The organism is Flavobacterium sp. UBA7682 (assembly GCF_002482945.1).
Taxonomy (GTDB): domain Bacteria; phylum Bacteroidota; class Bacteroidia; order Flavobacteriales; family Flavobacteriaceae; genus Flavobacterium.
This window is the reverse complement of sequence record NZ_DLGY01000051.1, coordinates 116335-117447: the sequence shown is the minus strand read 5'-3', so window position 1 is coordinate 117447 and position 1113 is coordinate 116335. Positions and strand designations below refer to the sequence as shown.

Below are 1113 nucleotides of genomic sequence, written 5' to 3'. Positions count from 1 at the left end.
GTCGAAAGTTGGAAATGGATGTGCATCGAAGCCGTTCGCCAAGATATGATTCAAAATCCGGATATTTACACCGTTTGGTTTAAAATCATTTTCGATGAATTCTATCATTACCTAGAAGATCACAAAATTTAACTCATAATTCATAACTTATAACTCATAACTATGAGAGTCACTGTATCCAGAAAAGCCCATTTCAACGCCGCACACCGATTGTATCGCAAAGATTGGTCAATGGAGATGAACGATGCCGTTTTTGGGAAATGTAATAATCCCAATTTCCACGGACATAATTATGAATTAACGGTTTCTGTTACCGGAGCGATTAATGAGAAAACTGGTTATGTGATTGATGTTAAGATTTTGTCTGATTTAATCAAAGAGCATATCGAAAATGCTTTCGACCATAAAAACTTAAATCTTGATGTACCTGAGTTTGCTGATTTGAATCCAACTGCCGAAAATATTGCAGTAGTGATTTGGAACAAACTTCGTAAACACATTGACGCTGATAAAGATTTGGAAGTCGTTTTATACGAAACACCGCGAAATTTTGTAACCTACAAAGGCGAATAATGGCATTACAAATCGGAGATAAAATCCCTAATTTTTCAGCAATTGATACCAACGGTAATGTGTTTAAAAGTGACACTATTGTTGGGAGTAAAACTTTTGTAATTTATTTTTATCCCAAAGATGATACCCGAGTTTGCACCGAACAAGCTTGTTCTTTTCGCGACCAATACGAAGATTTCAAAGCTTTAGGTGCGGAAGTTATTGGCGTGAGTAGCGATTCGGTGAAATCCCATCAAAAGTTTACAATACAACACAATTTACCTTTTATTTTGCTTTCGGATTCCGATAAAAAACTGCGAAAATTATTTGGTGTTCCCAATGATTTACTCGGATTGATTCCGGGTAGAGTAACTTATGTTATTGATAAAGATGGAATAGTTCAATTGGTTTTCAATAGCATGTCGGGAAAAATTCACATCGAAAAAGCACTCGAAATTCTCAAAAGAATTTAATTTTACCAAAAATTTGAAAATGCATTTATATCCGCTACAATTTGAGCCGATTTTAAAAGAGAGAATTTGGGGCGGAACCAAGTTGAAA

Annotated in this window: 2 protein-coding genes and 1 pseudogene; all 3 read left to right on the top strand. The window is 35.1% G+C overall.

Going from position 1 to position 1113, the window contains the following annotated elements; genetic code table 11:
- Nucleotides 1–132: pseudogene (locus B3C16_RS16440) on the top strand (isopentenyl-diphosphate delta-isomerase); the annotation flags it as partial.
- Nucleotides 133–162: 30 nt separating this feature from the next.
- Entirely contained in the window at nt 163–573 is a 411-nt protein-coding gene (locus B3C16_RS16435) for a 6-pyruvoyl trahydropterin synthase family protein (RefSeq protein ID WP_291133430.1), read from the top strand.
- Nucleotides 573–1025, top strand: a complete 453-nt coding sequence (locus B3C16_RS16430; protein WP_291133428.1) for a peroxiredoxin — start codon at nt 573–575, stop codon at nt 1023–1025. The genes B3C16_RS16435 and B3C16_RS16430 overlap by 1 nt, the downstream gene beginning before the upstream one ends.
- Nucleotides 1026–1113 lie beyond the last annotated feature (88 nt).